Here is a 17,150-nt window from a genome sequence, read left to right on the forward strand (position 1 = left end):
AACCCGATCCGCCGGACGGACCAGCGGAGACCGCGGGGACCGCGGCCCGGGTGACCCCTCCTACACTCCTGCGACGGAGGGTCCGACGAGGGCCCCGCCGGGGCGGCGCGAGGAGGCCGGCCGGCACCGAACGCCCGGCGACGCCCCGGTGCGACCGCGAGCAGGAGGCCCCATGAGCCGGTCGGCGCCGCCCCCACCGCGGCACGCGGGACCGGGCGGGGACCGCCGGCCCGAGCCGGGCACGCCCGCCGCCGGGACGCCGGTCATCGGAGCGCCCGCCCCGCGCCCGCCCGCCGAGCCGCGACCCGGCGGGGCCCCGACCTCCGCCCCGGTCCCGCCGTCCCCGCCGACGTCGATCCCGCCGCCCGACGGCTCCACCGGCATGCCGGTGTACACGGTCGCGGCGCGCGTCGCGGACTGGCGGCGCGCCCGGGCCGACGGCCGCGCGGGACTCCCCTCCGGCGCGTCCGGCACGCCCACGCTCGAGGAGCTCGCCCAGGACTTCCTGGCCCGCAGCCACCGCGAACGGCTCCGGCTCGACGTCGAGCTCGCCCCGCTGCTCGAGAGCGAGGCCGCCCTGCGGGTCCGGATCGTCGAGACCGCCGAGGCGGCGGCGCGGGCCGAGGAACGGGTCGCGTCCTGGCCCGCGCTGCTCGACCGCGACCAGCTGGACCTGCGCCGCGGCGGCGAGTCGCTCACCGCCGACGACGTGGTGCGCGCCCGGCGCGCCCGGGAGTACGAGGCGTTGCGGCGCCCGATGGTCGAGGAGATCACCCGCCTGCAGCGGGCCGCATCCGCCGCGCGGGAGGAGCTCGCGCGCGTCCACGCCGCCGTCCGGGCCCGCGAGGTCGTCGGGGCGACCCGGGTCCGCCGCCTGCACGCGCAGGCCATGGCCCGCATCTCGGCCTACGAGCGCCACCTCGTGCGCCACCACCCGCGCGGCGACGCCATCGGGCCCTGGCTCGTGGCCCAGCACCCCCGGATCCCCGGCTGGGTGTTCGAGGCCGAGGCGGGCGCCGCGAGCACCGCCGGCCCCGCACCGTCCGACCACACGCCCGAGGAGTCCTGATGTTCCAGTGGTTGCGACGGCGGCGCCCGGACCGGACCGACCCGTCGACGACGGCGGACCGGGCCCCCGCCCACCGGGTCACCGGCGCCCCCGACACCCCGGCGCGTCCGGGGCTGCGGGCGCCCGGCACCCCGGAGGAGAAGCGGTTCTCCCAGGTCTACGCCGAGGACCGGGTGGGGCCCATGCCGTACCCGAACCAGGCGTCGCCCGACGTCGCCGCCGCCCGCGGACGGGTCCGCTCGCTGGTCAACGACCTGCTGCCGAACGCGGTCGACGAGGGCACGGGCGCCGCGCTCGACCCGCTCATCGCGTCCTGGGCGTCGGGCTGGCTCGCGCGCATCGACTCCGAGCACGCCGACCACCACGCGGTGATCGACCGGTTGGTCGGCGGCGCCCGCCAGCAGCTCGCCGACGCCGAGGCGAACCACGAGCGCGACCGCCGCGCCCTCGACATCGCCCGCCGCGACTACGCCGACGCCCGCGACCGGCTGATGGAGGGTCCGCGCACCCCCGCCGGGCGACCCGGCGTCGCGGAGGACGACGACACCGTGGCCGAGGACCCGCGCCGCAGCGCCGCCCGGGGCCCGCGCGCCGCCCGCCAGGCCCTGAGCGTCCGGCGCCCGCCCGGCGACGAGGCCCTCACCGGCCCGCTGCGAGTGCGCTCCGGGCCGGGCCGCAGCGTCGCGGGCGGCCCCGTCCCCGACCCGTCCGACGACGCCGTCACCGAGCAGGAGACCCGATGACCACCACCTCGCCGGACCGCGGCGGGCGCTCCCGGTTCTCGCTGCGCCGGGGTCCGCGGCCCGACACCGTGGGGTCCTACCGCGACTCCACGATGCTGATCGACCGCTCGCGGGAGGACTACCTCGCGCTCGGGATCATCGTGCTGGCCATCGGCGGGGACATCGCCGCCTTCTACGTCGTGCTCGCCCGCGTCTTCCGCGGCTCGACCTTCCTCATCGTGATCGGCACGATCGGGTTCGCCGCCGCGTCGGTCGGCCTCGCGCACCTCGTCGGGCAGGGCCTGGCCCGCCGCCGCTGCGGGGACCCGCGCGCGTCGCTGCTGCTCACCCTCGCCGCCTTCGGCACGTGGCTCGTCCTGGGCGTCGCCTCCTTCGTCACCCGGCTGCTCACCCCGTCCTCGACGTCGTCGAACCCGTTCGGCTCGTCGTCGGGCTCGGGGTTCGGCTCCGGCGGGTCCGGCTTCGGGTCCGGGGGCGGCTCCGGCTCCGGCGGCGGGTTCGGGTCGGGCTCCTCGACCGCCCTGGACTCCTCGGCCGTGCTGCCGGCCCTCCTGTTCGGGGCGCTCTTCCTCGCCAGCGGCGTGGCCGCGATGGTCGCGACGTTCGTGTCGTTCAACCCGGTCGCGGGCGCCCTGCGCCGGGCCGAACGCCGCCTCGAGGAGGCCACCGCCGCCGAGCGGGCCAGCCGCGCGGAGCTGGAGCGCTCGCGCGAGGCGCTGCGCCAGCAGCAGAACGAGCGCGACCGCGAGGAGCAGCGCTGGGTCGCCGCCCGCCAGCAGGTCGCGGCGGAGATGCTGGAGCTGCAGAACTACGCCCGCAACCTCATGGCGTCGAAGATGCAGAACCCGTCGATCACCGACGGCCTCACGAACTCCGCGCCCTACCCGCTGTTCACCCCGGCCCGCGCGCTCGAGCCGGGCCGCGAGGCCCGCCCGCCGGTCCGTCGCGACCCGCCCCCGCACCGCGCGCCCGCACCCGCCGTCGTGAACGGCCACCACGGGACCAACGGGCACCACGGGACGAACGGGACCAACGGGCACCGCGGCACCAACGGGCACCACCGTGCCCAGAACGGAGACCCTTCGTGATCCTCCGGCGCCTGTCCGCGCTGGCCGTCGCCACCACCGCCGCCCTGCTCCTCGGGGCGTGCTCCTCCGGGGACTCCTCGGGGGGCTTCGGCAGCTCCGGCGGCGGCGGGGGCGCCCCGCTCTCCTGCCCGGTGCCGGTGGGGCCGATGGCCATCGCGATCGGCGGACGGGCCAACGAACCGGAGCCGAGCCTGCCGGGCCCGGTGCAGCAGGCGGCGATCTCCGTCGTCGCCGGCGCCTCGGACCAGAAGGTGCAGCCGAAGTTCACCGTCGTGAGCGTCGACGGCCGCCCGACCGTGGCGGGCAGCGACACCTACCGCACCGACGCCGGCAACGCGATCGCCGCGCAGGACGACCAGAACGCCTTCCTCTCCGGCCTCGGTGACGCCATCCCGACGCTGCGGGCCCAGACCCCCGAGGCGGACACGCTCGGGGCGCTGACGCTCGCGGGCCGCTCGGTGCAGGGCTCGCGGCCGGGCACCGTGGTGCTGGTCGACTCCGGGCTCTCCACCGTCGCCCCCCTCGACTTCCGCACCGAGGGCCTCCTCGCGGCGCCCGTCGCCGACGTGGTCGCCTCGCTGCGCGACGCGAAGGCGCTGCCCGCGCTGAACGGCGCCACCGTGATCCTGGCCGGGATCGGGGACGTCGCGGCCCCGCAGGCCCCGCTGGACACCGCGCAGCGCGCCTCGCTCGTCGCGCTGTGGACGGGGATCGCCGAGGCCGGGGGCGCGTCGTGCGTCGCGGTCGTCGACGAGCCCCGGTCGGGGGACGCCCCGTCGGACGTCCCGCCGGTCTCCACGGTGGCGCTGCCGCCGCCCCCGACCATCACCCCCGGGAAGGCGACCGCCCTGCCCGACGACGGGTCGGTGGGCTTCCGGCCCGACACGGCGGACTTCCGCGACGAGAACGCCGCACGAGGTGTTCTCGGGCCGTTCGCGGACTTCCTGAAGCAGGCACCCGCCCGCCGGATCGCGCTGACCGGCACCACCGCCCGGGCCGGCAGCACCGCGTCCCAGGTGGACCTGTCCACGCGCCGCGCGGAGGCGGTGAAGGCGCTGCTCGTGTCGCTCGGCGCCTCGGCCGACCGGATCACCACGAAGGGTGTGGGCAGCCAGTTCCCCGGCTACGTCAACGACGTGGGCCCGGACGGCAAGCAGCTCCCCGGCCCCGCCTCGACGAACCGGAAGGTCATCGTCGAACCGTCGGCGTAACACGCATCGTGCCCGAACGGTCCGGGGAACTAACGTGACCGGTATCTCCTCACGCCCCGGCAACCTCGTCGTCACGCGCCGGACGGGCCGTCCCAACAGGGCTGATCGGACCAGCGCACCGCATTCCTGAACGGTTCACTTGATCGTTCCCGTCACGCTGCGTGAGCGTTGACGGTGTCCCTCGTGGTCGGACCGCTCTAGCGTCTCCTCCTCGGAAGCCTGTTCGAAGCAGTCCGAGCACGACGTCCGGAGGACCACTAGATGACGACAGCCGCAGACCGGAGCCCCGACACCGCGGCTGGCCTCGAGGAGTACACCGAGGCCGAGGTGCACCAGGAGTTCGGCGAGAACCCGAACGAGGTGCGCGACACGAACCACTACCAGGACGAGTACATCAAGGGATTCGTCGACAAGTGGGACGACTACATCGGCTGGGAGGGACGCGCCGCGAGCGAGGGATCGTTCTTCATCGACCAGCTCCGCGCACGGGGCGTCGAGAAGGTCCTCGACGTGGCGACCGGGACCGGCTTCAACTCGGTGCAGCTGCTCGAGGCGGGCTTCGAGACGGTCTCGGCCGACGGCAGCGCCGAGATGCTCGCCAAGGCCTTCGCGAACGGCCGCGACCGCGGGCACGTGCTGCGCGTCGTGCAGGCCGACTGGCGCTGGCTCAACCGCGACGTGCACGGCGAGTACGACGCGATCATCTGCCTCGGCAACTCGTTCACGCACCTGTTCTCCGAGCGTGACCGCCGCAAGGCGCTGGCCGAGTTCTACGCGATGCTCTCGCACGACGGCGTGCTGATCCTGGACCAGCGCAACTACGACGCGATCCTGGACGAGGGCTTCTCCTCGAAGCACAAGTACTACTACAGCGGTGACACGGTCACGGCGGAGCCGGAGTACCTGGACGACGGCCTGGCCCGGTTCCGGTACACGTTCCACGACGACGGGTCCGTGTACCACCTGAACATGTTCCCGCTGCGCAAGGAGTACGTGCGGCGGCTCATGCGCGAGGTCGGGTTCCAGAAGATCGACTCCTACGGCGACTTCCAGGACACCTACGGACAGGACACCCCGGACTTCTGGATTCACGTGGCCGAGAAGACGTACCGCACCGACGACGAGCTGACCGAGTCGTACTCGAGCGCGGTCCACACCGCGCGCGACTACTACAACTCCTCGGACGCCGACACCTTCTACCACGAGGTGTGGGGCGGCGAGGACATCCACGTCGGGCTCTACGCGTCCCCCGACGAGCCGATCGCGCCGGCCTCGGCCCGCACGGTCGAGCGGATGGCCGAGACGGCCGGCATCACCGCCGAGACCCGCATCCTCGACATGGGCGCCGGCTACGGCGGCGCGGCCCGCCACCTGGCCCGGAAGTACGGCTGCCGGGTGACGTGCCTGAACCTCTCCGAGGTCGAGAACGAGCGGAACCGGGAGAAGACCCAGGAGCAGGGTCTCGACCACCTCGTCGACGTCGTGGACGGCAGCTTCGAGAACATGCCGATCCAGGACAACGCCTACGACCTGGTCTGGTCGCAGGACGCGTTCCTGCACTCCGGCGAGCGCTCGACCGTGGTCGCGGAGATCGCGCGCGTGCTCGTGCCGAACGGGCAGGTCGTGTTCACCGACCCGATGGCGGCCGACGACGCCGACGTCTCCGCGCTCACGCCGATCCTGGCGCGCCTGCACCTGGACACCCTCGGCTCGCCCGGGTTCTACCGCGCCGAGTTCGCGAAGCACGGTCTGAACGACTACTCCTTCGACGACCACACCGACCAGCTCACGACGCACTACGGGCGTGTGCTGGCGGAGCTCGAGAAGGCCGAGAAGGCGTTCGCGGGGAAGATCTCCGAGGAGTACATCTCGAACATGAAGACCGGTCTGCGCAACTGGGTGAACGGCGGCAGGTCCGGTCAGCTCTCGTGGGGGATCTTCCGCATCCGGCGGTGACCCCGGGGGTGTTGGTCGCCTCCCGTTCCGGCAGGAAAGCGTCGTTGCTGTCATTCAGTGGCAGGAACGCCGCTTCCTGACGGCGGGTGGGCCCCGGCTCGAGCACGACGGCGGGCGGACCGGTCCTGGTCCGTCCGCCGTCGTCGTCCGTCCCCAGCGGCACCGGGACCCCCGGTCGTCCACAGGTGCGGGGCGGCGTGATCGACGGTGCGCCGCGTCCGGCGCCACCGTGACGGCATGCGACGCAACCCCCGCACGGACGACCTCACCTACCTGCGCACCTTCGCCGACGCCGATGTCATCGCGGTCGTCGAGCTCGTCCGGCTCGGGGTGCCCGAGACGACGATCTACCGGCGATGTCGACCCGGCGGGCCGTGGCGGCTGCTCGCTCCCGGCGTGGTGCTGCTGGCGACGGGCGTCCCGACACGTCCGCAGCGCCTCCGCGCCGCCCTCCTGCACGGCGGGGCGGGTGCCCAGGTGACCGGGCTGGACGCCGCGCGGCTCCACGGTCTGCGTCGGGGCACCGTTCCCGACGACGTCCACGTGCTGATCCCCGGTGGGCGCCAGGTCCGCAGCGTGCGCCACGTGCTCGTCGAGCGGACGACGCGCCTCCTCCCGCCCGTGGTCCTCGACGGTCTCCCCCTGGCGCCGGTCGAGCGGTGCGTGCTCGACGCCGCGCGTCGACTCCCCGACCGGTCCGAGGTCGCGGCGCTGCTCACCGAGCCCGTGCAGCGGCGCATGGTGTCCCGCGAGGCCCTCGAGACGGAACTCGACGCGGGCTGCCGACGGGGCAGTGCGGTGCCGCGCGCGATCCTCCGGACGATCGCCGCCGGGGTGCGGTCACCCGCCGAGTTCGCGGTCCGCGAGTGGTGGCTCGCGCACCCCGAGCTGGGCGAGGCGCTCTTCAACGTCGCGATCCTGGACGGCCGGGGCCGCTTCGTCGGCGTGGCGGACGTCTTCGACGAGGAGATCGGTCTGGTGGGCCAGGTCGACTCGACCGAGCACCACTTCATGACGCCGGACCAGGTGATCGAGACCGAGCGCCAGCACCGGGCCTACCGGTCCGCCGGCCTGCACGTCATCGGGATCCGCCCGAACCGGCTCCGCCTCGATCCCGACGGGCTCCACCGGGACGTGCTCGACGCCCGCCGGGTCGCCGCGGCCCTCCCGCGGGCCGAGGTCACGTGGCGCCCGGACCTGCCGTCGGCCGGGTGACCGCGTTCGACGATGCGGCGTCCCTGCCACTGGGTGACAGCAACGACGCTTTCCTGCCACTCAGGAGGGGCGCAGCGACGACAGGCGACGACCCACCAGACCCTTCGCCTTGCGCCAGCCCTTCTCGGCGACGCTGGCGAGGTCGGTCGTGGGCGTGACGATGACGCGGCGCATCTCGTAGGGCGAGTCGTTCCCCGACGCGAGCCCGGCCGTGGTGGTGATCGCGCACCGGTAGCCGAGGTCCTGCGCCACGCGGGTGGTCACGTCCGAGTAGTCCGCGGCCGAGCCGTTGGGGAACGCCAGGGTGTCCACGGTGATCCCGAGCCCCGCCTCCAGCGCCGCGCGCGACTCGCCCATCTCGACCCGCTGCCCCGGCTCGGTCTCCCGCTCGAGGATCGCGTGCGACACGGTGTGCGAGCCGACCTCGTGCCCGGCCGCGAGCAGTGACTTCGCGCCCGACCAGTCCATGAACAGGCCCTCGCCCACCGACGAGTCCGCGGGCGCCAGCAGCTCCGACACCCGTGCCACCTCGGCCACCCGTGCCGCGTGGTCGAGCGTCTTCAGGGACGCGCGGACGGCGGCGTGCGCGGTCTCCCGCTCGGCCGGCGTCGACAGGGGGTACACCGTGCCGCCGAACTCCAGGGTCGCGGCGCGCGCCCGGTCGAAGGCCGACGACAGGTCCTCCCACCACGCGCCGACGGTGCCCGAGAGGAAGCCCGGCACCAGGAAGAACGTCGCGGGCAGCCCGTGGCGCTCCAGCATCGGGACCCCGAGCTCGAGGTTGTCGCGGTAGCCGTCGTCGAACGTGAGCACCACGGCGCGCGCGGGCAGCGGCTCCCCGGCCTCCATGAGCCCGAGCGCGGTCTGCAGCGGCAGCACGTTCGCGAACCGCGAGAGCATCCGCAGCTGCTTGGCGAACCCGAGCCGGCCCACGCCGGGCGGGTCGGGGAACCCGGGCGTCGGGTCGATGTTGTGCCAGCCGAGCACGAGGAGCCGGTTGCCCATGGCGGCCCACACTAGGTGGCCGACCGCACCGCCCCCGCGACCGCCTCCGCGACCCCGTCCCGGCGACGGTCCGACCGCCGCACGGAGCGCGAGAGCTCCAGGTGCACGAACACCGTGCCGTGCCGCGCGGCGAGCCGCCCCTGCACGTTGCGGGTGCCGGAGAGGTCCTCCCACCCGGGGTCGCCGCCGCGGCGTACGCGCTCCCCGGCCGCCGCCATCCGCGCCGCCGTGCCCTCCAGCACCGCCGACCCGTCCGCCGCCCCCGAGGACACGACCGCGTCGACCTCCGCGCGGTCCGCGAACCCGTGCAGCTGGATCTGGGGCAGTCCGAGCCCCGCCACGAGCCCGGCGGCGAGGCGGGCGAAGACGGAGTCGGGGCGGTGCGCGACGTCGGCCGGGCAGTCCGCGCGCCGCCGCGCGTCCGCCGGGGCGCCCGCGTGCCGGTGCGCCCCCGCCTGGAGGTAGAGCGCCCCGTCGAGCCGGTCGACGATCCCGACCCCGATCTGTTCGGTCCGCAGGTCGGACGCCGGGTGGGGCACCTCGACGACCACCGTCGGCGTCGACGGCGGGAGCAGGACCAGTCCCCACGAGCGGTCGCTGCGCGGGTCGGACACCCACGCGTCCCGGCCGGCGACCCTCGTCGTCGTGAACCCGAGGGACCCGGCGAGCGGACCGGCGTCCGCGCCGGAGCAGATCGCCGCCGCGAGCTCGTCGGCACGGGCCTGCTCGGCCTCGTCGGGGGCGCGGTAGGGACCGCTCGACCGCAGCGACGCGGTGAACCGGTCGACCAGGCCCGCGAGGGAGGTCACCGCCGGATCATGCCCGCACGGGCACGACCCGGCACGACGACGGGTGTCAGGCCCCGGCGGGGTACGCCGGCCCCCACTCGGGCCCGCCGACAGTCGCCCGCGGGGCGGTGGTGGGCGGGTTGCCGAACGGCGGGGTCCCGAAGGGCGCCACGTAGAAGGCGAGCGGACGCCGGGGGGCGTTGAGGAAGGCCGCGGCCTCCGGGTCCGGCTCGAACGGCAGGGCCGCGCCGGAGGGGACGAGGGGCTCCACCGCCGGGGCCTCCGCGGCGGGGACGTCCGCCGGCGTCCAGGCCCCCGTCGCGGCGCCGCCGCCGGCCCACGCGGGCACGGGCTCGGACGGGCGCCGCACGGTGGGACGCAGGGCGACGACCCGCCGCCCGAGGGACGCCGCCGCCGTCCCGCCGCCCTCCGAGACACCGCGGTCGTTCGTCGTACCGCAGGAACTCCGATCCGCCATGTGCACCATCTTCGGACCGCCGTCCGGGCCATCACGGTCGGGGGATCACGGTCCCGCCGCCGGGTACGCCCTCCGGCCGCAGGGGCGGTCGTCTCCGCGACGCGGCGCCCCCGCCGCGCCGCACCGTTCAGGCCAGCAGCGCCCGGGACGGTCGAAACGTCCGGTCTCGCAGGGGAAGAACGTGACGCAGCGTACAAGCGGGCGGCGTGAGACCTCGGCGTCACCGCGTCGCCTCCCGACCGTTCCCAGCACGTACGGGATCGTGATCGGGGCGTCACCGGACGAAGTTTTTCGGGACGAACCGGACGAGTGGTGCATATCCTCTCGTCACCCCGGTGCCACCCGCGTCGATCCGGTAGCGGACGATGACGTCCGGCCGTCCGAGAGCGACCACCGAACGTAGCGACGACGTGGTCCGCTGCCCTGCGACCTGGAGGTGCTCCGTGGAGCGACCCGCCCCCGACTTCAGCCGGTCGACCGCCCTGGCGGACCGACTGCACGCGATGGTCCCCGGCGGCGCGCACACCTACGCCCGCGGCGACGACCAGTACCCCGAGGGCATGGCGCCGATCATCGAGCGGGGCCACGGCGCGCGGGTGTGGGACGCGGACGGCAACGAGTTCGTCGAGTACGGCATGGGCCTGCGGGCGGTGACGCTCGGGCACGGGTACGCCCCGGTCCTGGACGCGGTGCGCGACGTCCTCGGCCGCGGCATCAGCTTCACCCGGCCGTCGACCCTCGAGGTCGCGGCCGCGGAGGACTTCCTCGCCACCGTGACCGGCGCGGACATGGTCAAGTTCGCCAAGAACGGGTCCGACGCCACGACGGCCGCGCTGCGCCTCGCCCGCGCCGCGACCGGGCGCGACCTGGTCGCGGTCGCCGACCAGCCCTTCTTCTCGGTCGACGACTGGTTCATCGGCACCACCGGCATGCACGCGGGGATCCCCGCCGCGACGCGGGACGCGACGGTGCGCTTCGGCTTCAACGACCTCGACTCGCTGCGCGCCCTCTTCGCCGCCCACCCGGACCGCATCGCCGCCGTGTTCATGGAGGCAGCGACCGGCATGGTCGCCCCCGAGCCCGGCTTCCTGGCGGCGGTCCGCGACCTGTGTACCGCCCACGGCACGGTCCTCGTCTTCGACGAGATGATCACCGGGTTCCGCTGGGCCGCCGGCGGCGCGCAGGAGGTCCACGGCGTCGTCCCCGACCTGTCCACCTGGGGCAAGGCCATGGGCAACGGCTTCCCGATCGCGGCCCTGGCCGGGAAGCGGGAGCTGATGGAGCTCGGCGGGCTCGCGACCGACGAGGGCCGCGTGTTCCTGCTCTCCACCACCAACGGCCCCGAGGCGGTCGGGCTGACCGCGTTCCGGGCGGTCGTGCAGGCCTACCGGACCGAGGACCCGGTCGCCGCGATGCGCCGCGCCGGCGAGCGCCTCGCCGCGGGCGCGAACGCCGCGATCGAGGCCGAGGGCCTCCAGGACCACCTGCTCGTGGCCGGCCACCCGAACTGCCTGGTGTTCCTCACCCGCGACGCGGACGGCCTGCCCTCGCAGGAGTACCGCACGCTGTTCCTCGCGGAGCTCCTGCGCGGCGGCGTGCTCGGCCAGTCCTTCGTGGTCTCCGCCGCGCACACCGACGCCGACGTGGACCGGACGGTCCAGGCCGTGGCCGACGCGGTGCCGACCTACCGCAAGGCGATCGAGCACGGGTCGACCGAGGGCCTGCTCCGGGGCCGCCCGGTCGCGCCCGCGCTCCGGACGTACGCGGCCCCGCGGCGACGCTAGGCCGCGGGTCGCGCCGGGCCCGTCGGGGTCCTCAGACCCCGACGACCGCCCGGCCGTCGTACTGCGCGGCCAGCTCCTCGGGCATCGGGGCGAGGTCCGAGCACCGCCGGAAGTCGCGCAGCGAGGTCCCGGAGCACTCCGAGTCAACGTTGCGCGAGCCCCGGCCCGCGGCGACGTCGTCGATGTCGACCACGCGGAAGTCGATCGAGAACCGGGTGCGCCCCGAGGTGTTCGGCACCGACGAGTGCAGCTGGTTGCCGGAGAACACCATCATCCCGCCGACCTCCGGGACCACCCGGACCTGCGGGTCGAGCTCCACCGGCTCCTCGGGCGTCGGCTGGTCACGGGTGTCCTTGCCGATCTGCGTCGCGGCGCTGAACCGGCTCGTGCGGTTCCACTCGTCGTAGTCGTAGCGGCGCGACCCGTTCCGGACGCCCTGCGTCATGTACTTCGGGTGGAACGCCATGACGTTGTCCGCGGTCACCGGGTAGACCGGCATCCACCAGTTCGTCTGGCACATCGGCGCCGAGTACCAGGTGTCGCGGTGCGGGTGGAAGGCGAACGCGATACCCGTCGTCAGGTAGTCGTCCGAGGTCGAGGTGCGCAGCCGCGGCACGTCGAAGTAGGTGCGCTCCAGGTCGCAGCCCCGCTCCTCGAGGATCGCGGGCAGCAGCTCCTTGCAGCGCGGGTGGTGGATGAACCGGGGCTTGAGGTCGGCGAGCAGCGCCGCGAAGTCCCGGACCTCCATCTCGTACTGCGCGGTCTGCGGGTCGCGCCCCGCAAACGCCTCCTCCACCAGCTCGCGCGTGAACTGGACGAGCGCGAGGGTCGCCGGCGTCGCGCCGTAGACCATCACGTCGCCGGAGTACAGGTGTTCGCGTCGCGTCGCGTCGTCGAACGACGGATTCGACAGAACGTTCGTCACGTCGGCCCCCTTCGCGCCCGGCTCTCCCCACATCAGGAGAACCTCCTGGCTCCCGAGACGTCGCACGGTAGCCACAGGTTGTCCGACCGGGTTCACCGAGGGGCCCGATCAGGAATCGCGGCGGCGACAACCGCTACGATTCGATCACCGAACGTCTTCCTGCGGTGGTTCATTCGGGGAGGAAAACGACATATGGCTCACATCGCGTCGCTCTCTCAGCTGCAGGTCCCGCCGTGGGCGTCGGTCGACGGGCAGCTCGTGCCGTACACCGACGTCCGGATCCACATCTCCGCCGAGGCCCTCACGCGCGCGCTCTCGGTGTTCGAGGGCGTGAAGGGCTACTGGGACCCCGCGAGCGAGACCTTCTCCCTGCGCACCCCCCGCGAGCACTACGAGCGGCTGCTCCGGTCGGCGAAGCTCTTCCACATCCCGGTGGACGTCGACTACCCGGAGTTCGTGCGCCGCCTCGAGCAGCTCGCGGCCGAGCTCCTCGTCCGGGAGCGGGACCTGTGGTTCCGTCCCACCCTCTACGTCACGGAGGGCCACTGGGGCGAGGGCACGCGCGCCCAGCTGGTGATCACCGCGTTCACGCAGCAGAAGGAGTCCGGCGAGCCGATGCGGCTCGGCGTCTCCACGTGGCGTCGCGGCACCGACGTCGACCTGCCCACCCGCGTGAAGAGCAGCGCGAACTACGTCGTCGCCCGCCTCGCCCGCATCGAGGCGCGCCGGCTCGGCTACGACGACGCGATCCTGCTCAACCGCGAGGGCCGGGTCGCGGAGGCCACCGGGGCGTGTGTCGTCGCACTCCTCGACGGCGAGGTCGTCGTCCCGCCGTCGTCGGAGGGGGCGCTCGACAGCCTCACCGTGCGGATCCTCGAGCGGATCGTGGAGCGCGACGGCCTCCGCCTCGTCCGGCGCCCGGTCGACCGCACCGAGCTGCTGGCCGCCCAGGAGGTCGGGATCGCCGGCACCATCTCCGAGCTCACGCTCGTCTCCGAGATCGACGGGTTCACCTTCCCGGTCGACGGCGTCCTCGCGCGGCTGCGCGCCGCCTACCTGCGCGTCATGCGCGGCGAGGACGTCCTCGACGGCGTGGAGATGGTCGCCACCGACGCCGGGCGGGCGCTGGTCACGTCCTGAGGGCCGTCCCGACGGCGGGTGCCGGTGCACCTGCCGTCGGGACGGGGTCAGAGGACGCCGCGGACGATGTCGGCGAGCTCGCGCGCCATGTGCGCGGAGGTGAAGCGGCTCTCGACGTCCTTGCGGCCCTCGGCGCCCATCGCGGCGGCCCGCTCGGGGTCGGAGAGCAGGTCGGCGATCGCGCGGGCCATCGCCGTGGGGTCGTCCGGCGGCACGAGGATGCCGGTCCGGCCGTGGTCGACGTAGTGGTCCATGCCCGGGTTGTCCGTCGCGACCACCGGCCGCCCGCTGGCCAGCCCCTCCAGCGCGACAGTCAGGCCCGCCCCCACCGGGTTGGACCGCAGCGCGATCGCGACGACCGTCGAGCGCCGGTAGAGCCCCCGCATCGCGGCGTTCATCCGCCGGGCGTGCACCACGCCCGCGTCGGGCGCGAGGGTGACCGGGATCGTCGTCGCCAGCTCCAGCCAGGCCGGGACCCCGCCCGCGCGGACCTGCTCGACGGCGGCCACGAGCGTGTCGTGGTCGCGGTTGCGGTCGTCGCCGACGCTGGTGATCGTCACCCCGCCCGGATCGCGGGCGTCCCAGGGCTGCTCGGGGTAGAAGTCGGGGTCGATGCCGAGGGTCACCCCGTGCACCCGCCCCGGGTCGACGTCCCAGTGCTCGCGCAGGATCGGGACCACGCCCGGGGACTGGCTGAACATCCCGGCCGCCCGGCGGAGCGCGCGGGTCGTCGCGATCCGCTCCGCCCGCCCGAGCATGTCGGGGCGCTCCAGCCAGCCGATGCCGGTGACGACGGGGCGGCGCGGGGAGGTGAACAGCGCCGGCACGCCGGTGCGCTCGTCCATGCAGAGGACCGCGTCCGCGCCGCGGCGCTGCACGGCACCGGTCACGGCCGTCACGGCCTCGTAGCCGTCGAGCCGGTTGCGGACCTTGCGCGAGGCGTACGCCACCGCGCCGTGGGCCGGCCGGCGGAAGGTGACGACGTCGCCGTCGTCGCCGATGTGGTGCAGGCCGTAGGGGGTGTGGTCGGGAATCTCGCCGCGCGCGTTCCGCAGCCGGTACTCCTCCACGTCGAGCTCCTCGGGCAGCTCCACGTGTACGTGCATGTCCTCGGACTCCCCCTGTGACTCGTGACCCGTTCGGGCTACCGCGACGCTACCGACGCCCGGGACGGGCCCGTCCGCCGGAGGTGTGGTGGCGACCGCCGCCGCGCGGCCCCGCACCGGCCACCCCATCGTCGCACCCGGGACCGGACGAGCGAGCCCTGCGTCACGACAACCGGGCAGGTCGCCGCACGTCCTCTGGACAGTGAGGCGTGCCGACACCGGGCACCCGACGGGGGACCGACACCGCCTCGCTACCGTGGTCCGAGCCCGAACGGCCTCCGCTCGGGTCGGCCCTGGCCCCCGACAGGACGGAAGACGAGACTTGCCCGGCAGAGCACTCATCCTCGTCGAGAACCTCTCGGTGCCGTTCGACCGGCGCGTGTGGCAGGAGGCCACGACGCTGCGCGACCACGGCTGGGACGTCGAGGTCGTCTGCCCGCGGGGCACGGAGCGCGACACCGAGCGCGAGGCCACCGTCGACGGCGTCCGGATCCACCGGTACCCGTTGCAGGCCGCGTCCGGCGGCCCGCAGGGCTACCTCAAGGAGTACGCCACCGCGCTGTTCCACTCGGTGCGGCTCGCGCGGGCGGTGCACCGGCGGGCGCCGGTCGACGTCGTCCACCTGTGCAACCCGCCGGACCTGCTGTTCGTCGTCGCGCTGGTGCTCAAGGTGCTGAGCCGGGGCCGCACGAAGGTCGTCTTCGACCAGCACGACCTCGTGCCCGAGCTCTACCTCTCCCGCTTCCGCCCCAAGCGCGACGCGCTGTACTGGGGCCTGCGGCTGATGGAGTTCCTGACCTACCGCTCCGCGGACGTGGTCATCTCCACCAACGAGAGCTACCGGTCCAAGGCGGTCGGCCGCGGCCGCGTGCACGGCTCGAAGGCCTTCACCGTCCGCAGCGCCCCGGCCCTGGACCGCTTCAAGCAGGTCCCGCCGGAGCCGGAGCTCGCCCGCGGGCAGGAGCACCTCCTCGTCTACCTCGGGGTGATGGGTCCGCAGGACGGCGTGGACTACGCCGTCCGCGCCCTGGCCCGGCTCGCCGAGCGCCGCGACGACTGGCACGCCGCGTTCCTCGGCGGCGGCGACGCCTTCGACGACGTCGTCGACCTGGCCCACCGGCTCGGCCTCGACGACCGGGTCACGTTCACCGGCATGGCCGACACCCCGGACGTGCGCCGCTACCTCTCCACCGCGTGCCTGGGCCTCGCGCCCGACCCGCTGAACCCGCTCAACGACGTGTCCACCATGAACAAGATCATGGAGTACATGGCGATGGGCCTGCCGATGGTCTCGTTCGACCTGACCGAGAGCCGGGTCTCCGCCGGCGACGCGGCCCTGTTCGCCCGGCCGAACGACGTCGACGAGTACGCCGCGCTGGTCTCGGACCTGCTCGACGACCCGGTGCGGCGCAAGCAGATGGGCGAGGTCGGCCGCGAGCGCGTCGCGGGCGCCCTCTCCTGGTCGCACTCCCAGACCGCACTGCTCGCCGCGTACGCGACGGTGGACCCGGCCCGCCGGTGACGCCCACGCAGCGTTCCCGACGACGGGTCGCGGGTCCCCTCCGCGTCCTCGTCGTCGGTCAGGCCGAGGGCACGCCCGGTGGCATCTCCTCGGTGCAGCGGCTGCACGTGCGCTTCCTCGGTGCCCGCTCCGACGTCGCGGTGCGGGTGGTCACCACCTACGACGAGACCGGCCTGCTGCGCCGGCTGCGGCTCATGGTCGGCGGTATCGCGCGGGCGCTCGCCCTCGTCCTCACCGGCCGCGTGGACGTGGTGCACCTGCACGTCGCGAAGGGGCTCTCGGCCCTGCGCAAGGGCGTCGTCGTCGCGGTGGCGCGCGGGCGCGGGGTCCCGACGGTGCTGCACACCCACGCCGGCGCGTTCGCCGAGTGGTTCGACGGCCTCCCGAGGCCGCTGCGTCCGGTCGTCGCATGGCTGCTGCGGGCCGACCGCGTGATCGTCCTGGCCGACGGGGCCCGCGAGACCTACACGAGCCGGCTCGGCCTGCCGGCCGAGCGCGTCGTCGTCGTCGCGAACCCGGTGGAGTGGCCGGCGGAGCTCCCGGAGCGGGACCCGCACGGCAGCCCCGTACGCGGGGTGTTCCTGGGCCGGCTGATCGACCGCAAGGGCGTGTTCGACCTCCTCGACGCCATCGCGGGCCTGCACGCGGAGCACCGCGAGCGCCTGCACGTGACCCTCGCGGGGCACGGCGACATCGACGCGGTGCACGCGGCCGTCGCCGCGGCGGGCCTCGGGGCCGGCGTCGACGTGCGGAGCTGGATCGGGCCGGCGGAGCGGGACGCGCTGCTGCGCGACGCCCAGCTGCTGCTGCTCCCGAGCTGGTGGGAGGGCCTGCCGATGTCGGTCCTCGAGGGGATGGCGTGGGGCCTGTGCCCGGTCGTCACCCCGGTCGGTGGCCTGGCCACCCTCGTGCGCGACGGCGACAACGGCGTCGTCGTCCCGGTGAACGACCCGGCGGCGCTCGGCGCCGCGCTGGACAAACTCCTCTCCGACGACGAGGTCCGGGTCCAGCTGGGTGCCCGGGCCCGCGAGAGCGTCGCACCGTTCGGTGCCGACGCCTGGGCGGACCGCCTGGTGGCGATGTACCGCGAAGTCCTCGCTCCCCCGCAGTAGGAAGGAAC

The 17,150-nt window shown here is 74.4% G+C and carries 15 protein-coding genes; 10 read left to right on the forward strand and 5 right to left on the reverse strand.

Going from position 1 to position 17,150, the window contains the following annotated elements; all coding sequences use genetic code 11:
* The first annotated feature begins 172 nt into the window (after positions 1-172).
* The 6 genes from LN037_RS23985 (at position 173) to LN037_RS24010 (ending at position 7,282) form a co-directional block, all read left to right on the forward strand.
* Complete coding sequence (locus LN037_RS23985; RefSeq protein ID WP_230758094.1) at positions 173-1,069, forward strand: hypothetical protein; 897 nt, start codon at positions 173-175, stop codon at positions 1,067-1,069.
* Complete coding sequence (locus tag LN037_RS23990) at positions 1,069-1,812, forward strand: hypothetical protein (RefSeq protein WP_230758096.1); 744 nt, start codon at positions 1,069-1,071, stop codon at positions 1,810-1,812. The genes LN037_RS23985 and LN037_RS23990 overlap by 1 nt, the downstream gene beginning before the upstream one ends.
* Positions 1,809-2,900 (forward strand): hypothetical protein, encoded by a 1,092-nt coding sequence (locus tag LN037_RS23995; RefSeq protein WP_230758098.1) that lies wholly within the window; start codon positions 1,809-1,811, stop codon positions 2,898-2,900. Before LN037_RS23990 ends, LN037_RS23995 begins: the two co-directional genes overlap by 4 nt.
* Positions 2,897-4,111: an OmpA family protein gene (locus LN037_RS24000; protein WP_230758100.1), complete on the forward strand. Its 1,215-nt coding sequence runs from the start codon at positions 2,897-2,899 to the stop codon at positions 4,109-4,111. The genes LN037_RS23995 and LN037_RS24000 overlap by 4 nt, the downstream gene beginning before the upstream one ends.
* Positions 4,112-4,372: 261 nt before the next feature.
* The gene (locus tag LN037_RS24005; RefSeq protein WP_230758101.1) at positions 4,373-6,067 is read left to right on the forward strand and encodes a glycine/sarcosine N-methyltransferase; all 1,695 of its coding nucleotides are present in this window, start codon (positions 4,373-4,375) and stop codon (positions 6,065-6,067) included.
* A gap of 237 nt (positions 6,068-6,304) precedes the next feature.
* Positions 6,305-7,282 carry a hypothetical protein gene (locus LN037_RS24010; RefSeq protein ID WP_230758103.1) on the forward strand — a complete coding sequence of 326 codons (978 nt, stop codon included), beginning with the start codon at positions 6,305-6,307 and terminating at the stop codon, positions 7,280-7,282.
* Between the two features lie 60 nt (positions 7,283-7,342).
* On the opposite strand, the gene LN037_RS24015 is transcribed toward LN037_RS24010, so the two are convergent.
* Genes LN037_RS24015 through LN037_RS24025 form a run of 3 tightly spaced genes read right to left on the reverse strand, consistent with a single transcriptional unit; the run spans position 7,343 to position 9,553 of the window.
* Positions 7,343-8,287, reverse strand: a complete 945-nt coding sequence (locus tag LN037_RS24015) for a polysaccharide deacetylase family protein (protein ID WP_230758116.1) — start codon at positions 8,285-8,287, stop codon at positions 7,343-7,345.
* A gap of 11 nt (positions 8,288-8,298) precedes the next feature.
* Positions 8,299-9,096, reverse strand: coding sequence for a hypothetical protein (locus LN037_RS24020; RefSeq protein WP_230758118.1), 798 nt, complete (start codon positions 9,094-9,096; stop codon positions 8,299-8,301).
* A 46-nt stretch (positions 9,097-9,142) separates the two neighbouring features.
* Entirely contained in the window at positions 9,143-9,553 is a 411-nt protein-coding gene (locus LN037_RS24025; RefSeq protein WP_230758121.1) for a hypothetical protein, read from the reverse strand.
* A gap of 443 nt (positions 9,554-9,996) precedes the next feature.
* On the opposite strand from LN037_RS24025, the gene LN037_RS24030 reads away from it, so the two are divergent.
* Positions 9,997-11,337, forward strand: coding sequence for a glutamate-1-semialdehyde 2,1-aminomutase (locus LN037_RS24030; protein WP_308286183.1), 1,341 nt, complete (start codon positions 9,997-9,999; stop codon positions 11,335-11,337).
* Positions 11,338-11,368: 31 nt separating this feature from the next.
* On the opposite strand, the gene LN037_RS24035 is transcribed toward LN037_RS24030, so the two are convergent.
* Complete coding sequence (locus tag LN037_RS24035) at positions 11,369-12,262, reverse strand: phytanoyl-CoA dioxygenase family protein (protein WP_230758122.1); 894 nt, start codon at positions 12,260-12,262, stop codon at positions 11,369-11,371.
* Positions 12,263-12,454: 192 nt separating this feature from the next.
* Here LN037_RS24035 and LN037_RS24040 point away from each other — a divergent pair, with 192 nt between their 5' ends.
* Positions 12,455-13,402 carry an aminotransferase class IV gene (locus LN037_RS24040; RefSeq protein ID WP_230758130.1) on the forward strand — a complete coding sequence of 316 codons (948 nt, stop codon included), beginning with the start codon at positions 12,455-12,457 and terminating at the stop codon, positions 13,400-13,402.
* Between the two features lie 47 nt (positions 13,403-13,449).
* On the opposite strand, the gene LN037_RS24045 is transcribed toward LN037_RS24040, so the two are convergent.
* Positions 13,450-14,508 carry a glycosyltransferase family 4 protein gene (locus LN037_RS24045; protein ID WP_230758134.1) on the reverse strand — a complete coding sequence of 353 codons (1,059 nt, stop codon included), beginning with the start codon at positions 14,506-14,508 and terminating at the stop codon, positions 13,450-13,452.
* Between the two features lie 322 nt (positions 14,509-14,830).
* Between LN037_RS24045 and LN037_RS24050 the strand changes: the two genes are divergently transcribed.
* Positions 14,831-16,030, forward strand: a complete 1,200-nt coding sequence (locus tag LN037_RS24050) for a glycosyltransferase family 4 protein (protein ID WP_230758136.1) — start codon at positions 14,831-14,833, stop codon at positions 16,028-16,030.
* Positions 16,027-17,142 carry a glycosyltransferase family 4 protein gene (locus LN037_RS24055; RefSeq protein WP_230758139.1) on the forward strand — a complete coding sequence of 372 codons (1,116 nt, stop codon included), beginning with the start codon at positions 16,027-16,029 and terminating at the stop codon, positions 17,140-17,142. Before LN037_RS24050 ends, LN037_RS24055 begins: the two co-directional genes overlap by 4 nt.
* Positions 17,143-17,150 lie beyond the last annotated feature (8 nt).

It is taken from the genome of Actinomycetospora soli (assembly GCF_021026295.1).
GTDB lineage: Bacteria > Actinomycetota > Actinomycetes > Mycobacteriales > Pseudonocardiaceae > Actinomycetospora > Actinomycetospora soli.